The organism is Adlercreutzia sp. DFI.6.23, from assembly GCF_024462535.1.
GTDB lineage: Bacteria > Actinomycetota > Coriobacteriia > Coriobacteriales > Eggerthellaceae > Adlercreutzia > Adlercreutzia rubneri.
Genome location: NZ_JANGBP010000359.1, coordinates 1 through 316, shown reverse-complemented (window position 1 = coordinate 316; position 316 = coordinate 1). Strand labels below are relative to the sequence as shown.

Genomic DNA, 316 nt, shown 5'->3' with positions numbered 1-316 from the left:
CGACTGGCTCTTGCGCTTCTACGGCTTCAACGTGAGCGAGATCATCGACGAGGAGAACCCCTTCCTCGCCCCCGATGTCGATCCGAAGGCGAACTGGGATCTGAACCACCTGGACTTCATTCCCGTGGAGGTGAACAGCGCGCCTTTGGAGGCCCTTCTGCGCGTGCCCGGCATCGGCGTGCGCGGGGCGAAGCTCATCTGTCGGGCACGACGGCAGTCCTCCCTCGGCGAGGCGGAGCTGAGAAAGCTCGGCATCGCCTACAAGCGGGCCCGCTACTTCATCACCGTGAACGGCGCCTGGGGCGGATCAGGAGTC

Annotated in this window: 1 pseudogene; it reads left to right on the top strand. The window is 64.9% G+C overall.

The window, feature by feature from the left end:
• Positions 1–316 (top strand): annotated as a pseudogene (locus NE591_RS13725) (putative DNA modification/repair radical SAM protein); the annotation flags it as partial.